Genomic DNA, 16,202 nt, shown 5'->3' on the forward strand with positions numbered 1-16,202 from the left:
ATAAAGCAGCCGACAAACACCGGTGTTGACGGGAATCCGAACGTCGGAACAATTGCCGAAGAACAAGCCAACATTCAAGTCGCACAAATTCCGATGAATCCGGTTGATTTGGAGGACGCCGCGCCGCTGGGGGACACCTATCATCGAGGCCCAGTGATTCTGCGCGGCCAGATGATTCCTTCGGACAACACCACCGCGAACCTGCTCAAGCCGGATCAGGATACCGATTGGCTGCATATGGATCCGTGGCGTGTGCTGCGCATCCAATCCGAATTCGTGGATGGCTTCGGTGCGCTTGCCGAGCTGGGGCCTGCGGTATCGATTTTCGGCTCCGCGCGCACACAACGCACCGAATCGGACTACAAGGCGGCTCGTCGCATGGGCAGCCAGATCGCCAAGCGCAATATCGCCGTCATCACTGGTGGCGGGCCGGGCATTATGGAAGCCGCGAACCGGGGAGCGGCATTGGCTGGCGGCAAGTCGGTGGGGCTTGGCATCGAACTTCCGTTTGAACAGGGGCTGAACCAGTGGGTGAACCTTGGCATGAGCTTCCGGTACTTCTTTGTCAGGAAGACGATGTTCGTCAAGTATTCCTCCGGTGTGATCGTCTGCCCGGGCGGCTTCGGCACGTTGGATGAGATGTTCGAGCTGTTGACCCTGGTTCAGACCCACAAGGTGGCGAACATTCCGGTGGTGTTGTACGGTAAGGATTATTGGCAGGGGCTATTCGACTGGTTGGATGGGCCGGTCGCCGAGCGTGGCATGATTTCGAAGATAGATCCCAAGCTGGTTACCGTGACTGACGATGCCGACGAAGCCGTGGACGTGGCCACGAGTATGGTTGTCTGAGGGCATTTGCTCCCCTCCGTCAAGGGAAGCCAAGAAATATTACTTCTTGTATGCGATGAGCAGTCCGGTACCATCCGGAGTAAGTGTGGATTCAAATTCCTCATCCTGCTCGACGGTAGTGATGAGCTCGCGCATGGCCGTGGCCTTGCCGCTGCGGTCGGCCGGGTTGATCACACCGCCCTGCTCCGTATCCAAAGCCAATGCGTCCGTGAATACGATGGCACCATGATCACGTAGCAGGCGGGACGCCTGGGCGAATGTGGCGGCATAATTCTCCGCATCGCCGGCCACCACAATCAAATCGTAATCATTGGCATTGAGCCTGGGCAGAAACACACTGGCCGGGGCATTCACCGCACGAAGCGTGGTAGCGGTCTCGTCCTGCAGTTCGGCAAACGCCTTGCGAATCAGTGTGATGCCCTGTGCGGTGGAATCGACGGCGGTCAACTGTCCCTTGTTGTCCAAGGCATAGGCGAGTTGCAGAGTCTCCACCAAGGAGCCGGTGCCCACGGCGATTACCGAGGAGGCTCCGGTCAAACGGACCAGCAGGCCCAGGAGTCGGGCTTGTGCGGCTGGACCTTGCAGTTGTCCGGATTCGTCGGCGGCGGTACGGGCATCAGCCAGTGTGGACGGTTCAAGTTCGCGAGCATGTTCTTCGGTGAATTCCCATGCCTTGGCGAGATTCGTGTACTGTGTTCTGTCCATAACCGTTCCTTCGATATTCGTTCTCTCAGACTATGACTTTCCGGTATCTACCCGGCAATGATTCAGCGCTCGCGGACTTTGGCCACGATCTGCCACATTTCCTCGCCCACATCGATACCGCGCGGGCAGTGGCGGGAGCAGGCACGCACCGATTGGCATCCGGCCACACCGTCAGCGGTATCAATGGCATCCATGCGATCCATGGCCTTGGTATCACGTGAATCGTTGATGAAGCGGGAAGCCCAGATCAATGCGGCCGGGCCAACGAATGCATCGCCGCCGGCGTATACCGGGCAGGCCCCCTCGCACACACCGCAGGCGATGCAATTGCTCAGCGTCTCATACTTGGCGAGCTGCTCGGGGTTCTGCAGGTATTCGAAAACGTCCACTTTGCCTTCGGCGGTGGTGGCAAGCACGCCATCAGCCTGAAGATACGGGGTGAGTTTACGAATCTGGTTGAGCATCGGGTCGATGTCGGCGATGAGATCACGTTGCGGCGGGAATCCAGGCAAGGAAGCCAGTTCGATAACACCCAGAGAACCTTCAGGGATGTTGTTTTCGACGTTTTCGGCGGGAACGTCGGGTTCGTTAGCGGTTTCGTCGCCGGTGCGTCGGAATCCCTCATCATCGACTTCCGGAGCTGTACTAGGCTGCTTGGCCCAGTCGCGGACGGTGGCCGTACACAGCAGAGTGGGTGTGCCGTTGATGGCTGCGGCATCAGAGCCGCACATGCCGTGACCGCATGAATAGCGGAAGGCCAGCGTCGGGTCGATGGTGCGTTTAATGGTCAGCAGACAGTCGAGCACGGTGTCCGATGGACGCGCGGGAATGGTGTATTCCTGCACCCACTGCTTGCCACGCGGGCGGCGGCGTGCCGCTGAATCCGAGCCGCCACCGAACGGGGAGCTTTTCTTGGCGAACGGGCTGCCGCCGCGTGCACGTTCGGCGCGCTCGGGGCGCGGCGTGAAACGATGCACCTGCAGGGTAACCGTTGTGTTGTTCGCCTCAACCATGTTCTGCCTCCAGAAACCGTGGATATCAGTCCGATTATTCGACAATCTATTGTGTCACAAGCCCTGGGCGGCTTAGTATTCACGCTTCTTGGGCGGGTAGTCGGTGATATGCACCGGCTTGAAGCTCACCGGGCCGGCATCGGCGACCAACGAGTGAGCGAGGAAATGCTCATCATCGCGTTCGGGGAAATCAAGACGCTGCAGGGACCCACGAGATTCCTGACGAGACTCGGAAGCGTGCAACATGGCCTCGGCCAGCTCAATCAAATGCCGGACCTCCCAGATGGCGGTGACCTCTTGGTTGAAGGCGGCAGTTTTGTCATGTGCCCGTAAGATATCGGAAACCGGCTTGATGTCGCTGTTGAGCTGGGCCAGAGCCGTATCGATGGTCTGAGCGGTGCAGCGTACAGCCAGAGCCTGTTCCATCACTGATCCAAGTTGGGCCATGAGCTGATAAGGATTGGCCGTGGAACCCTCATCGACATCATCGGCTTGGCCGGCGAGCAGCTCGTCAAGTTCGGACTTACGGGATTCGGCGGCATGATCGGCGGCCGTCGTCAACATGTCATCGGCCGAATCATCGGCCATGGGGGAGTCGACCGGATTCTCGGCGATACGCGTGGCCATGGTTTGGCCGGCGCGCGTGCCGAACAGACATGCGTCAAGCAGCGAATTGCCGCCCAAGCGATTCGCGCCGTGTACGGAAACGCAGGAGCATTCGCCAGCGGCGAACAAGCCATCGACGATTTGCACGGCATCGTCCGTCCAACGGTACACCTCGCCATTGGTGGTGATGGGGATGCCGCCCATCGTATAGTGCGCGGTGGGCTTGATGGGCACCAGGTCTTTGGCCGGATCGAGGTTCGCGTACTGTTCGATGGTTTCGACCACCTGCGGCAGCACTTCCTTCATACGTTCAGGGTCGATGCCGGTCATATCCAGCCAGACGCAGTCCTTCGGACCATCCGGATCCTTCGGGTCGGCAACGCCGCGGCCGGCGTCGATCTCCGCCATGATGGAGCGGGAGACCACGTCGCGCGCGGCCAGATCCTTATGCTCTGGAGCATAACGTTCCATGAACGGCTCGCCGTCGGCATTGCGCAGGATGCCGCCCTCGGCGCGTGCCGCTTCGGAAAGCAGGATGCCGGTGTGCGCGAGACCGGTGGGGTGGAACTGCACGAATTCGATGTCTTCAAGCTGCAGGCCGGCAGCTAGGGTCAGCGCCATGCCGTCGCCGGTCAAGTCCCAAGAGTTCGACGTGGTGTGGAACAGTCGGCCCGCGCCTCCGGTGGCCAGCAGCACATTGCGCGCGTGAATGGCCTGAATCTTGCCCGTATGCGTATCAAAAGCCACAATACCGGCCGCCTGCTTGCCATCATCGGCGAGCACCAGATCGGTCACATACCATTCCTCGGCAAACTCAACGCCGGCGGCCACACACTGCTGCCACAAGGCGTGCAGAATCTGGTGGCCGATACGGTCGGCCGCATAGGCGGCGCGCTTGACCGGGGCTCCACCGAACTCGCGCGTATGGCCGCCGAATCGGCGCTGTGCGATATGCCCGTCCTCGGTACGGGAGAAGGCCACGCCCTGACGCTCCAGATTGATCACGGTCTGCGGCGCATACTCGGCGAGCAGCTTGGCCGCGTCCTGATCAACAAGCCAGTCGCCGCCCTTGATGGTGTCGTAGTAATGCCAATGCCAGTCATCGGACTCCACATTGCCCAGGCTTGCGGCAATGCCTCCTTCAGCCGAACCGGTGTGCGAACGCAGCGGCTGTAGTTTGGAGACCACAAGGATCTTCGGGTCCACGCCTTGTTCCTTGAGTTCGGCGATTTCGGGGGATCGCAGCAGTCCCAATGCCGCCGACAAACCAGCCGCACCGGCACCGACGATCACTGCATCATACATATCTTCCAAACGTTTCGGACTCATGGATTCGATTCTTGCACACCCGCCGAACAGCGCCGTCATCGTGTCATGAGGGTGCTGACAATTCTTGTTCTAGCGGTGTGTAAGACTGGCGTCTCCATGATTCAGATGAGGCGACAACTGAGCGTGACCGTTCCGGTCTCCCGGTGAATCGCTCCTCGCAGTTCCAGCGCTCCGAGCAGTTCCAGTACGGTGGCGATATCCGGTATTTCCTCGAGGTTGTTATTCCTGGCCGCGCGCAGCAGGGTGTCCGGTGTGATGGCGAGGCGATGCGTACGGCATTCGCGGATAAGGCCGACCATCAAGCGTTCCGCTTCCGACAATGTGCTGACCTGTATCGTCTGTTGCGTTTCCGCATCGGGCTGCAACGATGCCTGGGCGCGCAAATCTGGCATGTGGTGGGATGAGGAGAAATCCTTGGAGTCTGTGCGAGACGGCAAGGGAGTCGTGATGACAGCCTGGGATAGCGTAGGCTGCTCGGATTTCTTGTGGACCGCCTTGGTCGTACACGAAGGCGCTGGATCACTGGCATCGCGCTGTGCGTTGTCCGCCATGCCTGGGCATCGTTCCATAATCGGCTGATGGCGCTTGTGACAGATGTCTTTCGTGGAGGTGGCGGCGCATAGAATCGTGGCCTGATGGTCGCCAATCATTTTGTTGCAGCCGGCATTGCATGGCTGATTGATGTCTCCTGGCACTGCATACACCTCGCGCATCAGCTCGCAGGCCCAGCCCGCAGTATTCAGTGCGCCTGAGCGCAATCTCGCCTGTGCCACAACCAGTGTGGAAGACAATGCCGCGATAATACGGTTGCGCAGCAGGAATCTGCGCGCCTCGGGAATGGTGCCGGGACAAAGTTCGCTGATGAGCGCGCCTCCCTGCGATTCGATGCGTTCAAACAGTGTGCGATTGCGAGCTGGCCCCATATGGTTCAGTCCGCCGGCGAATACGGCGACGGTTCTGCCCACGCATCCTGGTTTGCGGCCGTGCAGAGCATTCAGAGCACCCCAATGAGCGGCCGCGTCCGTGCCCATCGCGCCTCCTGAAACTACCAGATGACCATCCACCGCGGCTTGCTCGGCAACCGTATGGGCCACATACCGTCCGTACTCGTTGACGTCTCGGGAGCCGACAATACCCACCGGTTTTGCGCAGCTGGTCAGGGCCCGCGGATCGCCTTTGACCCAAAGGCATAAGGGAGGTGCCCAGTCGGAGCGGATGGATAGGTCGGTCAATTGCGCAGGCCAGCATGGGTGTCCCGGGCCGATAATCCATTGTGTGCCATCCATGGTGAACCAGTCGGCCAAGGAAACGATGTCTTGCGAGGGCAGGGCGTCCATCCGCTGATGCCAGCCGGACAGGGCATTGCGAAAAGCGTTCATCGCGCTGGGTGTGGGTTTGCGACCCCAGCGGGTCAGACCATTGATGAACATGCGATCAATGCAGGTCAGTGCTTTTTGGCGAACATCGGAAGGCCGGTCAGGGTGACACTGTGACAAGACCTGCCATAATGCCTCAGCATGTTCGGCTCCTTTGAGTGTGGCGTACATCATCGCATCCGCGCCATCGATGCAGAACGTGAGCGCGGCACGGTATAGGGCATCTAGTGAAGGAGCGGCGATAATACGTGAGCGCACGGTCTGTGCGGCCGCTTCGGCTTTTCCGATTGTGTGAGGGGAGCCGTGAACTGAAGCGGGCTCGGCAATCATATTGGTGGTACTCATGACACTCTCGTTCTCATTTCGATACCTTGATGGACATCCTGTTCGGTAGGGGAAATCCGGCCGGCCAGATCGGCGAGGGTCCAGGCCAATCGCATGGCACGATCAGCTCCACGCAACGTCAGCTGCTGCGAGGACAAGGCACGATTGACCAGTTCCATCGCCTTGAGCGAGGTGTTCGCATGCAGCCACGTGCCGGATGCCTGAGCATTACATGTCCACCCGAATTGCTGGAACCTATCTTTGGCGGCGTTTCTTGCACGAATCACGCGTGCACGAATTGTGGCGCTGGATTCGCCGAGCGGTTCATGCTGCACGGTGATGCGGGGGACGGGCGGCACTGTCATCTGAATATCTACTCGGTCAAGTACCGGGCCCGATAAACGGGAGAAATACCTCATGCGATCTTTTTCCCGACACCTGCAGCGCTCGCCAGTGCCGTAATAATATCCGCATGGGCAAGGATTTGCCGCCATGACCAGCTGGAATGCAGCTGGGTAATACGTGCTTCCTTTGGAGCGGGAGAGAGCCACATAGCCGGATTCCAATGGTTCGCGCAACGTTTGCAAGGCCCGGGCGCTGAACTCCGGTGCTTCGTCCAAAAACAGAATGCCACGGTGAGCGCGGGTTATCGCGCCCGGTGCTGCGATGCCACTGCCGCCGCCGACCAGTGACGCTGTGGAAGCGGTATGATGCGGCGCTTCAAACGGAGGCACATCGGTGATGCCATATTGCGATAAGGTGCCGCACAGCGAGCGAATCGAAGCGACTTCCAGCTGTTCGGTATCTTCCAATGGGCACATGATGCCGGGTAATCGTGAAGCCAACATGGTTTTTCCCGTGCCGGGAGGTCCGGTCATGATGAGGTTATGGCCTCCGGCGGCCGCTACCTGCAGCGTCCATTTGGCATGTTCCTGGCCCAACACCTCATTCATGTCTGCGTATCCGTTTTCACTGACTTCGGCTTGCTCGGAGGCACTTGCATCCTCCGCGAGCTGCAGATCGGGGATTGTATATGAGGCATTGCCTCCCATGAGCTCGATGAGCTCGCCCACATGTCTTACGCCGATTGCATCCATGTCTTCCACCATCGAAGCCTCGTCAAGATTGCGATAGGGTATGATTACTTTTCGGATGCCGCGTTCCTGCGCATGCAACATGATTGGCAGTAATCCATGGATAGGCAGTACCGAACCGTCAAGATTCACTTCGCCAAGCACAATAGTGTCTTCCAGACAATCGTGGCCAATGGCTCCAGCTGCGCAGAGAACGCTGGCGGCAATGGCCAGATCATGTGATGAGCCGCGTTTGGGTAGGGAAGCGGGGCTCATATTCACGGTCACACGGGTTTGTGGCCATGAGAAACCACTGGCTTGACATGCCGATTTCACTCGCTCGCGCGCTTCGGACAGTGAGGTATCTGGCAGTCCAATGATGCTGAAATATGGCAGGCCGGGACTGATGAAAGCCTGTACCTGGACAATGAAGGCCTTGAGTCCGATCAGACCGACCGAAAGGGCGCTGCCAATGGCCATGCTTGATCCTTTCGCTAAAACGCGTTTTCAATGTGATGCACCAGTGGTCTACCCACGCGCAACACGATGGTGATGACATCGAATCTGACGGCTTTGTGCGAGATACGGTTGCGGCAATCAAGCAGCCAATCGCAAGCAGCTTTCCTGATATTCTGTTGCTTGGCCGGCGTCACGGCCTCCTGCGGGCAGCCGTACTGGATGGTGCGGCGCGATTTCACCTCGACGAACACCACAGTGTGCTCGTCGTTGAGCATCACAAGATCCAGTTCGCCGTATCGAGTACGCCAGTTATGGCTCAGTGTGGTCCATCCTTTCTTCTCCAACCAAACAGCCGCATATCGTTCGCCAAGAGCGCCGAACTGCTTGGGTGACAAATTGCGGTCGCCCATTGCGGCTGCGATGTGTTCCGTGGAAGTTGCTGCATCATTCATGATTCCACTGTGTGGGTTGGTGATATCGGGACGCAAGGGCGACCGGCAAATGTGGATACCATGACGCGGCTTGGCGTGTTGTGGACAGCGTGTGGATGAAAGTGCGGTTATCCACCATTAGTTCAGAAAGTATGTGCTTCGCTATGTCATCCAGCGGATGACATTCGCGATCCCGTTACCTATTTGTAAGTGCAACGTTTGTCTGTGGGTGGCTTGTCTTCGACATTACCTTGCCGAGTTTGCGGTACCAAGCCTCGTTGGGTGTTTCCCAGTCCGGGACCTTCATGGGGGTGTCGTTGATCTCCTGGACGATGGCCTGCAGGTCCTCGTCCGTGAGGTCGTCGAGACTGGTCCTCTTGGGCAGGTAGCGGCGGATGCGTCCGTCTTCAGCCGTTTCAGCCGGTAGGGGCGGTAGGACTCGTTCTCGTTGGACGCGAGCCACGGGCCGCGCCTCGGTTCGCGGCTGACGGTGGGCTTGCCGTGGCTGATCCTCAGGGCGATCTGGCGGACCCCGAGCCCCTCGCGGTTCCTCAACTCGTCGATCCGGATGCGTTCCTCTGCCGACAGGTGGGAATAGGCTTTCATATCGAGCGCGACGCTTTCTCTCTGGTTATGAACTTGAACACTTCCAACCATAGAGCGGGTGTTGCGCTTCTATTTAGAACTCAGGGTGTGGGCACTTGCCGGCATACTGATATCAAGCCTGTTACTGGCATGGGTACGGCTGGAGAACGGGAATGCAGAGGCAATGGCGCTTACCGACACGCTGCTTCGGGTGCCGATAAGCGTAGTGGTTGGTGTGCTGGTTGGGGCGTTAGTTGCCGTACTCAGCACGCGGGAAAGCCACCTGCTCAAGTACTTCAAGAATCGGTAGATTGGGATGCTCCCGCTAGACTGAGGGTGGTGCGTGCAGATAGTAGACCACCCTCAGTCAACTTCGTTGACAGCTCCCGCCAGCGGGAGCCAAAGTGGGTCACTTCACCAAATTGGTGAGTTCTCCGAGATTGAGCTCGAAGCTGACGCCGCGATCCTCGAAGTGAGGTTGGTTGCGCGTGCTTTCCATTGCATGACGCACGAACTCGCCGGCAATCTCAGCAGACTCGGCCAGTCCGCGACCGGCCATCACCGCACCGCACAGGGCGGAAGCGAATGCATCGCCCGTGCCGTGAATCATGTACGGCAGCTTGTCATGTGCCAGTTCGATCTTGCCGGTAACACCAGTGGAGGCGCTGGCCACATAGTTGATGATCTTGCCGTCGCCATGGTCGATGCCCTTCAACACCACGTTCTTCGCGCCAAGCTCCAGTAGCGCGCCCAACAGCTCGTCAACCGTGGCTTCATCGATATCCTGACCGGGGTAGTCGCGCTTGGTCAGAATGCTCGCTTCAGTCAGGTTCGGCATCAGCACATCGGCGCCGTCGGCCAGCGCACCCATCGCCTCGCACAGTTCCGGCGTATACGTGGGATACATTTCACCGGCGTCGCCCATCACCGGGTCGACCAAACGTAGCGCATTCGGATATTCGCGGTAGAGACGCTGAATAATCGCCACCTGATCGGGGGAGCCCAGGAATCCCGAGTACACGCCGTCAAGCTCAACGTCTTCTTTCTGCCAGGCATCCAGATAGCCGGAGAGGATATCCGTGGTGTCATGGAAGGTGAACACCGCGTACTTCGTGTGTGCGGAGAACAGGGCGGTCGGCACCGGGCAGACATCGCAGCCGGCTGCCGAAAGAATCGGAATCGCGGCGGTCAGCGAGCACTTGCCATAGCCACACATGTCATGCACGGCGGCCACGCGCGGGATGTACTTCGGGTCGCGGTCGTACAACGTAACGTCGGACACTAGAAAACTCCAATCAATCAGACGGATGTCACATAATCACAGTTGACACTAGTCTGTAGGGATACGGACACGCTAACCGGTATTCATCTGGTGAGGTTCCGTCGCCGAATTCAACAGATCGCTCAAACTCCTAGCGACAGAAATCTTGGAAATAAAACCATCCACCCCAAAATTCCGTTGCTGGTTCCATCTGAGCGACAGAAATTCCGGAAATCATCCCTGATTCCCTGAATTGCTGTCGTTGAATCCGTCTCAGTGGCAGAAATTTCGGAAATAAACCCATTCGTCCTGAAATTCTGTCGCTGACGTCACCTCAGTGACAGGATTCCAGGAAATTGAGGATGATTTCCTAGATTTCTGTCGCGAAGAGACGTGGAAGTGTCTCGGCGTGTCGTGAGATTTTTGATGACTATTTTGCCCGACGTAACCGCCTCATATCCCAATGATTCCAAGGGTTTATAAGGGTCTATAGGCAACCCCGATAACGCTCAGCTTGCGACATGCACCTTGAGCGTCGTAACTTCATAACCAACACCTTGCCAACCGCCCGAACACGGCAGGCGGGTGGCAAGGAAAATATCCTCGCGACCTAGCACAACCAAGGAGAATACCATGGCCGAGACCAACAAGAAGTACCGTTTTGAGACCCTGCAGCTGCATGTGGGTCAGGAGCAGGCCGACCCGGCCACCGACTCCCGCGCGGTCCCGATCTACGCCACCACCAGCTACGTCTTCCACAACTTCGACCACGCCGAGGCCCGTTTCGGCCTCGCTGACCCGGGCAACATCTACGGCCGTCTGACCAACACCACCCAGGGCGTCTTCGAGGACCGCATCGCCGCCCTTGAAGGTGGCACCGCCGGTCTGGCCGTCGCTTCCGGCGCCGCCGCCGTCGAATACGCCGTGCGCAACATCACCCAGTCCGGTGACCACATCGTCGCCGCCAAGAACATCTACGGCGGTACCTTCAACCTGCTGCGCCACACCCTGCCGCGCGACGGCATCACCACCACCTTCGTCTCCGCCGAGAACCCGCAGGAGTTCGAGGACGCCATCCAGGAGAATACCAAGCTCGTCTACTTCGAGACCTTCGGCAACCCGAACGCCGACCTGCCGGACTTCGAAGCCATCTCCGAAATCGCCCACAAGCACAACCTGCCGGTGATTGTGGACAACACCTTCGCCACCCCGTACCTGTTCCGCCCGCTGGAGCACGGCGCTGACGTCGTGGTCGAGTCCGCCACCAAGTTCATCGGCGGCCACGGCACCACCCTCGGCGGTGTGATCGTCGAAGGCGGCAAGTTCGACTGGAACGCCGTTCCGGGCAAGTTCCCGACTCTGACCGAGCCTGATCCCTCCTATCACGGCCTGAACTTCTACGAGGCCCTCGGCGGAGCCGCCTTTGTGACCCGCGTCCGCGCCATTCTGCTGCGCGACACCGGCGCCACCCTGTCTCCGTTCGCTGCCTTCCTGCTGCTGCAGGGCACCGAGACCCTGTCCCTGCGCGTCGAGCGCCACGTTCAGAACGCGCTGAAGGTCGTCGAGTACCTGCAGACCGTGCCAGAAGTCGAGTCCGTCTCCCACCCGTCCATCGAGGGCCGTCCGGACCACGCCCTGTACGAGAAGTACTTCCCGAACGGAGCCGGCTCCATCTTCACCTTCGACATCAAGGGTGGCAAGGACGCGGCTCGCGTGTTCATCGACAACCTGCACCTGTTCTCCCTGCTGGCCAACGTGGCCGACGCCAAGTCGCTGGTCATCCACCCGGCTTCCACCACCCACTCCCAGGAGACCCTGGAAGAGCTGGAGGACCAGGGCATCCACCAGGGCACCATCCGCCTGTCCATCGGCACCGAGAACATCGAGGACATCCTCGACGATCTGAAGGGCGGCTTCGAAGCCCTTCGCGCTTCCGGCTTGGCCAAGTGAGACGGCAGGAAGGCGCGCTGAGGCAGGAAGGGGAGCGGCGCTTATGGGGTGCGCCGCACAATGCAAAGGCACATGGGGGACCTTCCGTCCGATAACTTGACTCAAGGAGTAGAAAGCTCGCACTGACGTCATGCAGTGCGGGCTTTCTTGCGTCTGCATGCCTCACACGACATGACCGCCGCCATAAAGTATGTGAGGCAAACGCACATTATCACCCAATTGCACATGTTGACAATCCGCGATATTTCGCCGATTGTCGGATGCCGTTGTCCGTTTTATATTCGGTCGGCCTCACACTGTTTGCGCAGAGGCACGAATAGAGTGAGACCTGAGACGACATAATCCTCAAGGATGAGGGCCGGCACACGGCCACTAGCCCAATTCAGTCTGGCGCACGATGGGGCGCGCCGTTATTTCTTCATAAGTTGGAATCATCGTCCGGGCATAAGGCCCGGCCAAATATGGAGAGACATTATGAACGTGCAGAACCCGTCCGCATCGCGCGGCATCGCTATTCAGGCCATCGACTTGGTCAAGAACTACGGCACCGGCAGCAATATGGTTCACGCCCTGCGCGGCGTGAACGTCAGCTTCGAACGCGGCAAATTCACCGCCATCATGGGCCCGTCCGGTTCCGGCAAATCCACGCTTATGCACACGCTCGCCGGCCTCGACTCCGCCACTTCCGGCCATATCCTGTTCGGCGGGGCAGACCTGACCCGTATGAACGACAAGCAGCTCACCTTGCTACGTCGCCACAAGATCGGCTTCATCTTCCAAAGCTTCAACCTGTTGCCCGTGTTCACCGCCGAACAGAACATCCTCATGCCACTGACTCTCGCCGGAGACAAGCCCGACCGCGCCTGGTTCGACCTGCTCGTCGAAACCCTGGGACTGAAGCAGCGCCTGAACCACCGACCGAATGAACTGTCCGGTGGCCAGCAGCAGCGCGTGGCCATCGCCCGCGCGCTGATTACCAAGCCGAAGCTGGTGTTCGCCGACGAGCCGACCGGCAACCTCGACTCCGTTTCCAGCGCCGAAGTGCTCGGCTTCCTGAAGCGTTCGGTCAACGAGCTTGGCCAAACCATCGTCATGGTCACGCATGATGCGGTGGCAGCCTCCTACGCGGACCGTGCCATCGTGTTCTCCGACGGACGGATCGTGGCCGACGAACAGCATCCCAACGCCGAAGTCATGAATGAACTGCTTATGGCCGAGCGAGAGCGCACCACCCGCACCACTCTTACCGATACTCCTGCTGACCAGATGGCACAGATGGCAGGCGTGCGCAACGTGCCGGATCTGCCCATCACCGATGCGCCGCTGCCGCCGGCCGTTCCCACCTCTGGGTGTGAGGGAACGCTGCGCCACGCCCGTGCCGCCGCACGCCACGCCCGCTGACCCACGGAAAGCAAGAGAGTAGGACGAACCCATGTTTTCCATCACAGTGAAACTCATGAAGAAAAGCGCCAGAATGCTGATTCCGGCCGGCATCGCCATCCTGATCGGCACCGCGTTCATTGCGGCCACATTCCTGTTCGGTAACGCCATGAACGATTCCCTGGCCCGTCAGACCACCGCGCAGCTTGGCGGCGCGAACTATGTGATCAGCGTGGACTCCAGCGAGGGCCTGAACGAGCAGGAGCGGAATGACATCTACACTCGCACGGTGAACGACTTCCAACTCGACCGTATCCGCGCCACAGAAGGTGTCAAGGATGTGCGCGTCGAATCCTCGAGTTCCGTAACCGTGGCCAATGGCGATAAGCACGCCAGCAGCTATGCCATCACCACCGCCGCACAGCGTGATCTGCTGCCGGTCAGCATCATTCAAGGCGACCAGCCGGTCGATGGCAACGAAATAGCATTGACTAAGTCCGTGGCCGATCAGCTTGGTGTCAAGGTGGGGGATAGCGTGACCGTGAACTCCCGTACCGCGCAGGCCGTAGCTTCGACGGGCTACGGTTCCGCCGGCAACGACACTGCCGCTGATTCCGGTATGACCGTTCGCGTAGTGGGTATCACTGAAGATCCGAACGGCGCCTATGCGTACTACGGCGGAGCCTCAGTGCTTTCCGATAACGTGATCACCGCGATGAACGGTATCGACGATTTCGGCAAACTCAATGTCTATCTTGTCTACCTCGATATCGACGATGCCGATCAGCCGTCCGCCGACGCCACCGTGAAACAAATCGACAAGCTGCTGCCAAAACATTTCACCGTGCAATCCCGCGCAGCGATGGAAGAGGAATCCATCAAATCCGTGAGCAAGGGCGATACGAGTATCACCACCATCTTCCTGCTGAGCTTCGGCATCCTCGCCATGCTGGTCGCGGCGCTCGTCATCGCCAACACTTTCCAAGTGCTCGTCGCCCAACGCCGTCGCACGCTTGCCTTGCTGCGCACCATCGGCGCGAACAAAGGCCAGCTGTATGTCTCCGTACTGTTCGAGGCTGGTCTGCTGGGACTCATCGCCTCCATGCTGGGCGTGGGCCTCGGCATCGGACTGATGGCGGCGCTGTGCCAATCCGGCCTGATGAAAGCCACCGGCATGACCATGCGATTGGTGTTGTCCTGGCCGGCGTTCGTGGTGCCGATTGCGTTCGGCATCGCTATGACCGTGATCGCCTCGCTTGGCTCCGCACGTTCCGCCACCGCCGTGACTCCACTGGAAGCGCTGCGGCCCATCGAACTGAACGATACCCGTCGGGCCGGTAAGATCCGTGCCATACTTGCGGGTCTGTTGGTGCTCGTCGGCATCGGTCTGGCCGCATTCTCCGCCTGGCAGATGAACGAAAAGATCGCCGGACATGATTCGCTGGCCGACAAGCAGTATCCGATGGTACTGCTCGCCGCCATCGCCGGCTGCGCGCTGATCTTCCTCGGACTGGTGCTTTCCGCCACATTCTGGCTGCCGGTATTGATGCGCGGTGTGGGCGCGCTGGTTGCGTTTGCCGGGCCGTCCGCCAAGGTGGCGCATGCGAACATCCAGAAGAATCCGCGCCGCGTGGCCGCCACCGGTGCCGCACTGCTTATCGGCGTGACGCTGGTCTCCACCATCGCCACCGGTGCCGCCAGCGCCAAGCAAACCATGAACGAGGCGCTGACCACGCGCTACAGCGTCGACATGATCGCGGCCGGTGCTGATATGACCAGCAAACAGGCCGATGAGGCCGCCAAGATTAAGGGCATTAAGGATAGTATCTACGCGCCGACTCGCATGATGAGCATGAAGGATGCCAATGGCAAGGATCTGAACGTACTCATCGTTGGCGTGGATGGTGTTGACGCGCTGCGCAAAGTGGTGCGTGCCGACCTGTCCGGCGTGACCATCAGCGGTGACTCCGTACTTATGCCCAAGTATTCCGCTGCCACGGGCAAGGACATTCCGCTAGGTAAGAGCGTCACCTTCACCAGTGATGTATCCGGCTCGCAGACTGGTACAGCTGATGCTGCCGCGAGTGATACTGAGAACGATGGCGGACAATCCGATGGCGTGCAGACACTGACCCTCGCGCCGCAGAAGGTGGATTATCGTCGCATCTCAGCCAACTATGCCGCAGTCGCCTTCGTGGATGCCGGTCACTTCACCAACGGTGATGTAAAAGCGAACGGACATATCATGCTTATGCGTATCGACGCCGAAAGCGCGGACACCACGCTGAACGACGTATTCACCAACGTGCAGAATGCATTCTCCGCCAGTGCAGACATTGACGTGTCTGGTCCGGTGGCCGCACGCACGCAGTGGGAGACCATGATCAACGGCATGATGGCGTTGCTTGTCGGCTTGATTGCGGTGGCTGTGCTTATCGCACTGGTCGGTGTGGCGAACACGCTGAGTCTATCGGTGATCGAACGCACCCGCGAATCCGCCACCCTGCGTGCCATCGGTATGACGCGCGGCCAGCTGCGGTGTTCGCTGGCAGTGGAGGCTTTACTGCTGTCGCTCGTCTCCGGCGTGGTGGGTGTGGTGCTGGGCACCCTGTTCGGCTGGCTTGGGTCCTATATGGTGTTCAGCCTGTATGGTGACACTGTATTCCCGTTCGAGTGGACTACCAACGGTGCCGTGCTTGGCGTGGCGGCGCTTGCCGCGCTGCTCGCCAGTGTTGCCCCCGCCCGCAGAGCCGTCAAGACGCCGCCCGTCGAGGCTTTGGCTGAGGCCTAGTGGCCCGGTCATAGTCTAAGAGCGAAGAGATAGGTCTATTCGTATGCTGCGAATAGACCTATCTGCCTTG

The 16,202-nt window shown here is 59.4% G+C and carries 11 protein-coding genes and 2 pseudogenes; 4 read left to right on the forward strand and 9 right to left on the reverse strand.

Annotated elements, in window-relative coordinates:
- Positions 1-93 precede the first annotated feature (93 nt).
- The gene (locus BBBR_RS03880) at positions 94-849 is read left to right on the forward strand and encodes an LOG family protein (RefSeq protein ID WP_042994122.1); all 756 of its coding nucleotides are present in this window, start codon (positions 94-96) and stop codon (positions 847-849) included.
- Between the two features lie 39 nt (positions 850-888).
- Here BBBR_RS03880 and BBBR_RS03885 read toward each other — a convergent pair whose 3' ends face one another.
- The 9 genes and pseudogenes from BBBR_RS03885 to BBBR_RS03925 all read right to left on the reverse strand — a co-directional run bounded on the left by BBBR_RS03885 (position 889) and on the right by BBBR_RS03925 (position 10,032).
- Positions 889-1,554: an O-methyltransferase gene (locus BBBR_RS03885; RefSeq protein WP_003829041.1), complete on the reverse strand. Its 666-nt coding sequence runs from the start codon at positions 1,552-1,554 to the stop codon at positions 889-891.
- Positions 1,555-1,616: 62 nt separating this feature from the next.
- Positions 1,617-2,567, reverse strand: a complete 951-nt coding sequence (locus BBBR_RS03890; RefSeq protein WP_003829042.1) for a succinate dehydrogenase/fumarate reductase iron-sulfur subunit — start codon at positions 2,565-2,567, stop codon at positions 1,617-1,619.
- A 72-nt stretch (positions 2,568-2,639) separates the two neighbouring features.
- Positions 2,640-4,502: an FAD-dependent oxidoreductase gene (locus tag BBBR_RS03895; protein WP_025301173.1), complete on the reverse strand. Its 1,863-nt coding sequence runs from the start codon at positions 4,500-4,502 to the stop codon at positions 2,640-2,642.
- A gap of 101 nt (positions 4,503-4,603) precedes the next feature.
- Positions 4,604-6,223 carry a DNA-processing protein DprA gene (locus tag BBBR_RS03900; protein ID WP_003829044.1) on the reverse strand — a complete coding sequence of 540 codons (1,620 nt, stop codon included), beginning with the start codon at positions 6,221-6,223 and terminating at the stop codon, positions 4,604-4,606.
- Positions 6,220-7,755 carry a YifB family Mg chelatase-like AAA ATPase gene (locus BBBR_RS03905; RefSeq protein WP_003829045.1) on the reverse strand — a complete coding sequence of 512 codons (1,536 nt, stop codon included), beginning with the start codon at positions 7,753-7,755 and terminating at the stop codon, positions 6,220-6,222. The genes BBBR_RS03900 and BBBR_RS03905 overlap by 4 nt, the downstream gene beginning before the upstream one ends.
- A 14-nt stretch (positions 7,756-7,769) precedes the next feature.
- Positions 7,770-8,186: a YraN family protein gene (locus BBBR_RS03910; protein WP_003829046.1), complete on the reverse strand. Its 417-nt coding sequence runs from the start codon at positions 8,184-8,186 to the stop codon at positions 7,770-7,772.
- Between the two features lie 175 nt (positions 8,187-8,361).
- A pseudogene (locus BBBR_RS11410) lies at positions 8,362-8,571 on the reverse strand (IS30 family transposase); the annotation flags it as partial.
- Positions 8,568-8,771, reverse strand: a pseudogene (locus BBBR_RS11355) (helix-turn-helix domain-containing protein); the annotation flags it as partial. The pseudogenes BBBR_RS11355 and BBBR_RS11410, both read right to left, overlap by 4 nt.
- A 388-nt stretch (positions 8,772-9,159) precedes the next feature.
- Positions 9,160-10,032, reverse strand: coding sequence for a pyridoxamine kinase (locus BBBR_RS03925; RefSeq protein WP_003829051.1), 873 nt, complete (start codon positions 10,030-10,032; stop codon positions 9,160-9,162).
- Between the two features lie 612 nt (positions 10,033-10,644).
- Here BBBR_RS03925 and BBBR_RS03930 point away from each other — a divergent pair.
- The 3 genes from BBBR_RS03930 (at position 10,645) to BBBR_RS03940 (ending at position 16,132) form a co-directional block, all read left to right on the forward strand.
- The gene (locus tag BBBR_RS03930; protein ID WP_003829053.1) at positions 10,645-11,961 is read left to right on the forward strand and encodes an O-acetylhomoserine aminocarboxypropyltransferase/cysteine synthase family protein; all 1,317 of its coding nucleotides are present in this window, start codon (positions 10,645-10,647) and stop codon (positions 11,959-11,961) included.
- Between the two features lie 474 nt (positions 11,962-12,435).
- Complete coding sequence (locus BBBR_RS03935) at positions 12,436-13,362, forward strand: ABC transporter ATP-binding protein (protein WP_025262921.1); 927 nt, start codon at positions 12,436-12,438, stop codon at positions 13,360-13,362.
- Positions 13,363-13,393: 31 nt separating this feature from the next.
- The gene (locus tag BBBR_RS03940) at positions 13,394-16,132 is read left to right on the forward strand and encodes an ABC transporter permease (RefSeq protein WP_003829059.1); all 2,739 of its coding nucleotides are present in this window, start codon (positions 13,394-13,396) and stop codon (positions 16,130-16,132) included.
- Positions 16,133-16,202 lie beyond the last annotated feature (70 nt).

Source organism: Bifidobacterium breve DSM 20213 = JCM 1192, assembly GCF_001025175.1.
GTDB classification, from domain to species: Bacteria; Actinomycetota; Actinomycetes; order Actinomycetales; family Bifidobacteriaceae; genus Bifidobacterium; species Bifidobacterium breve.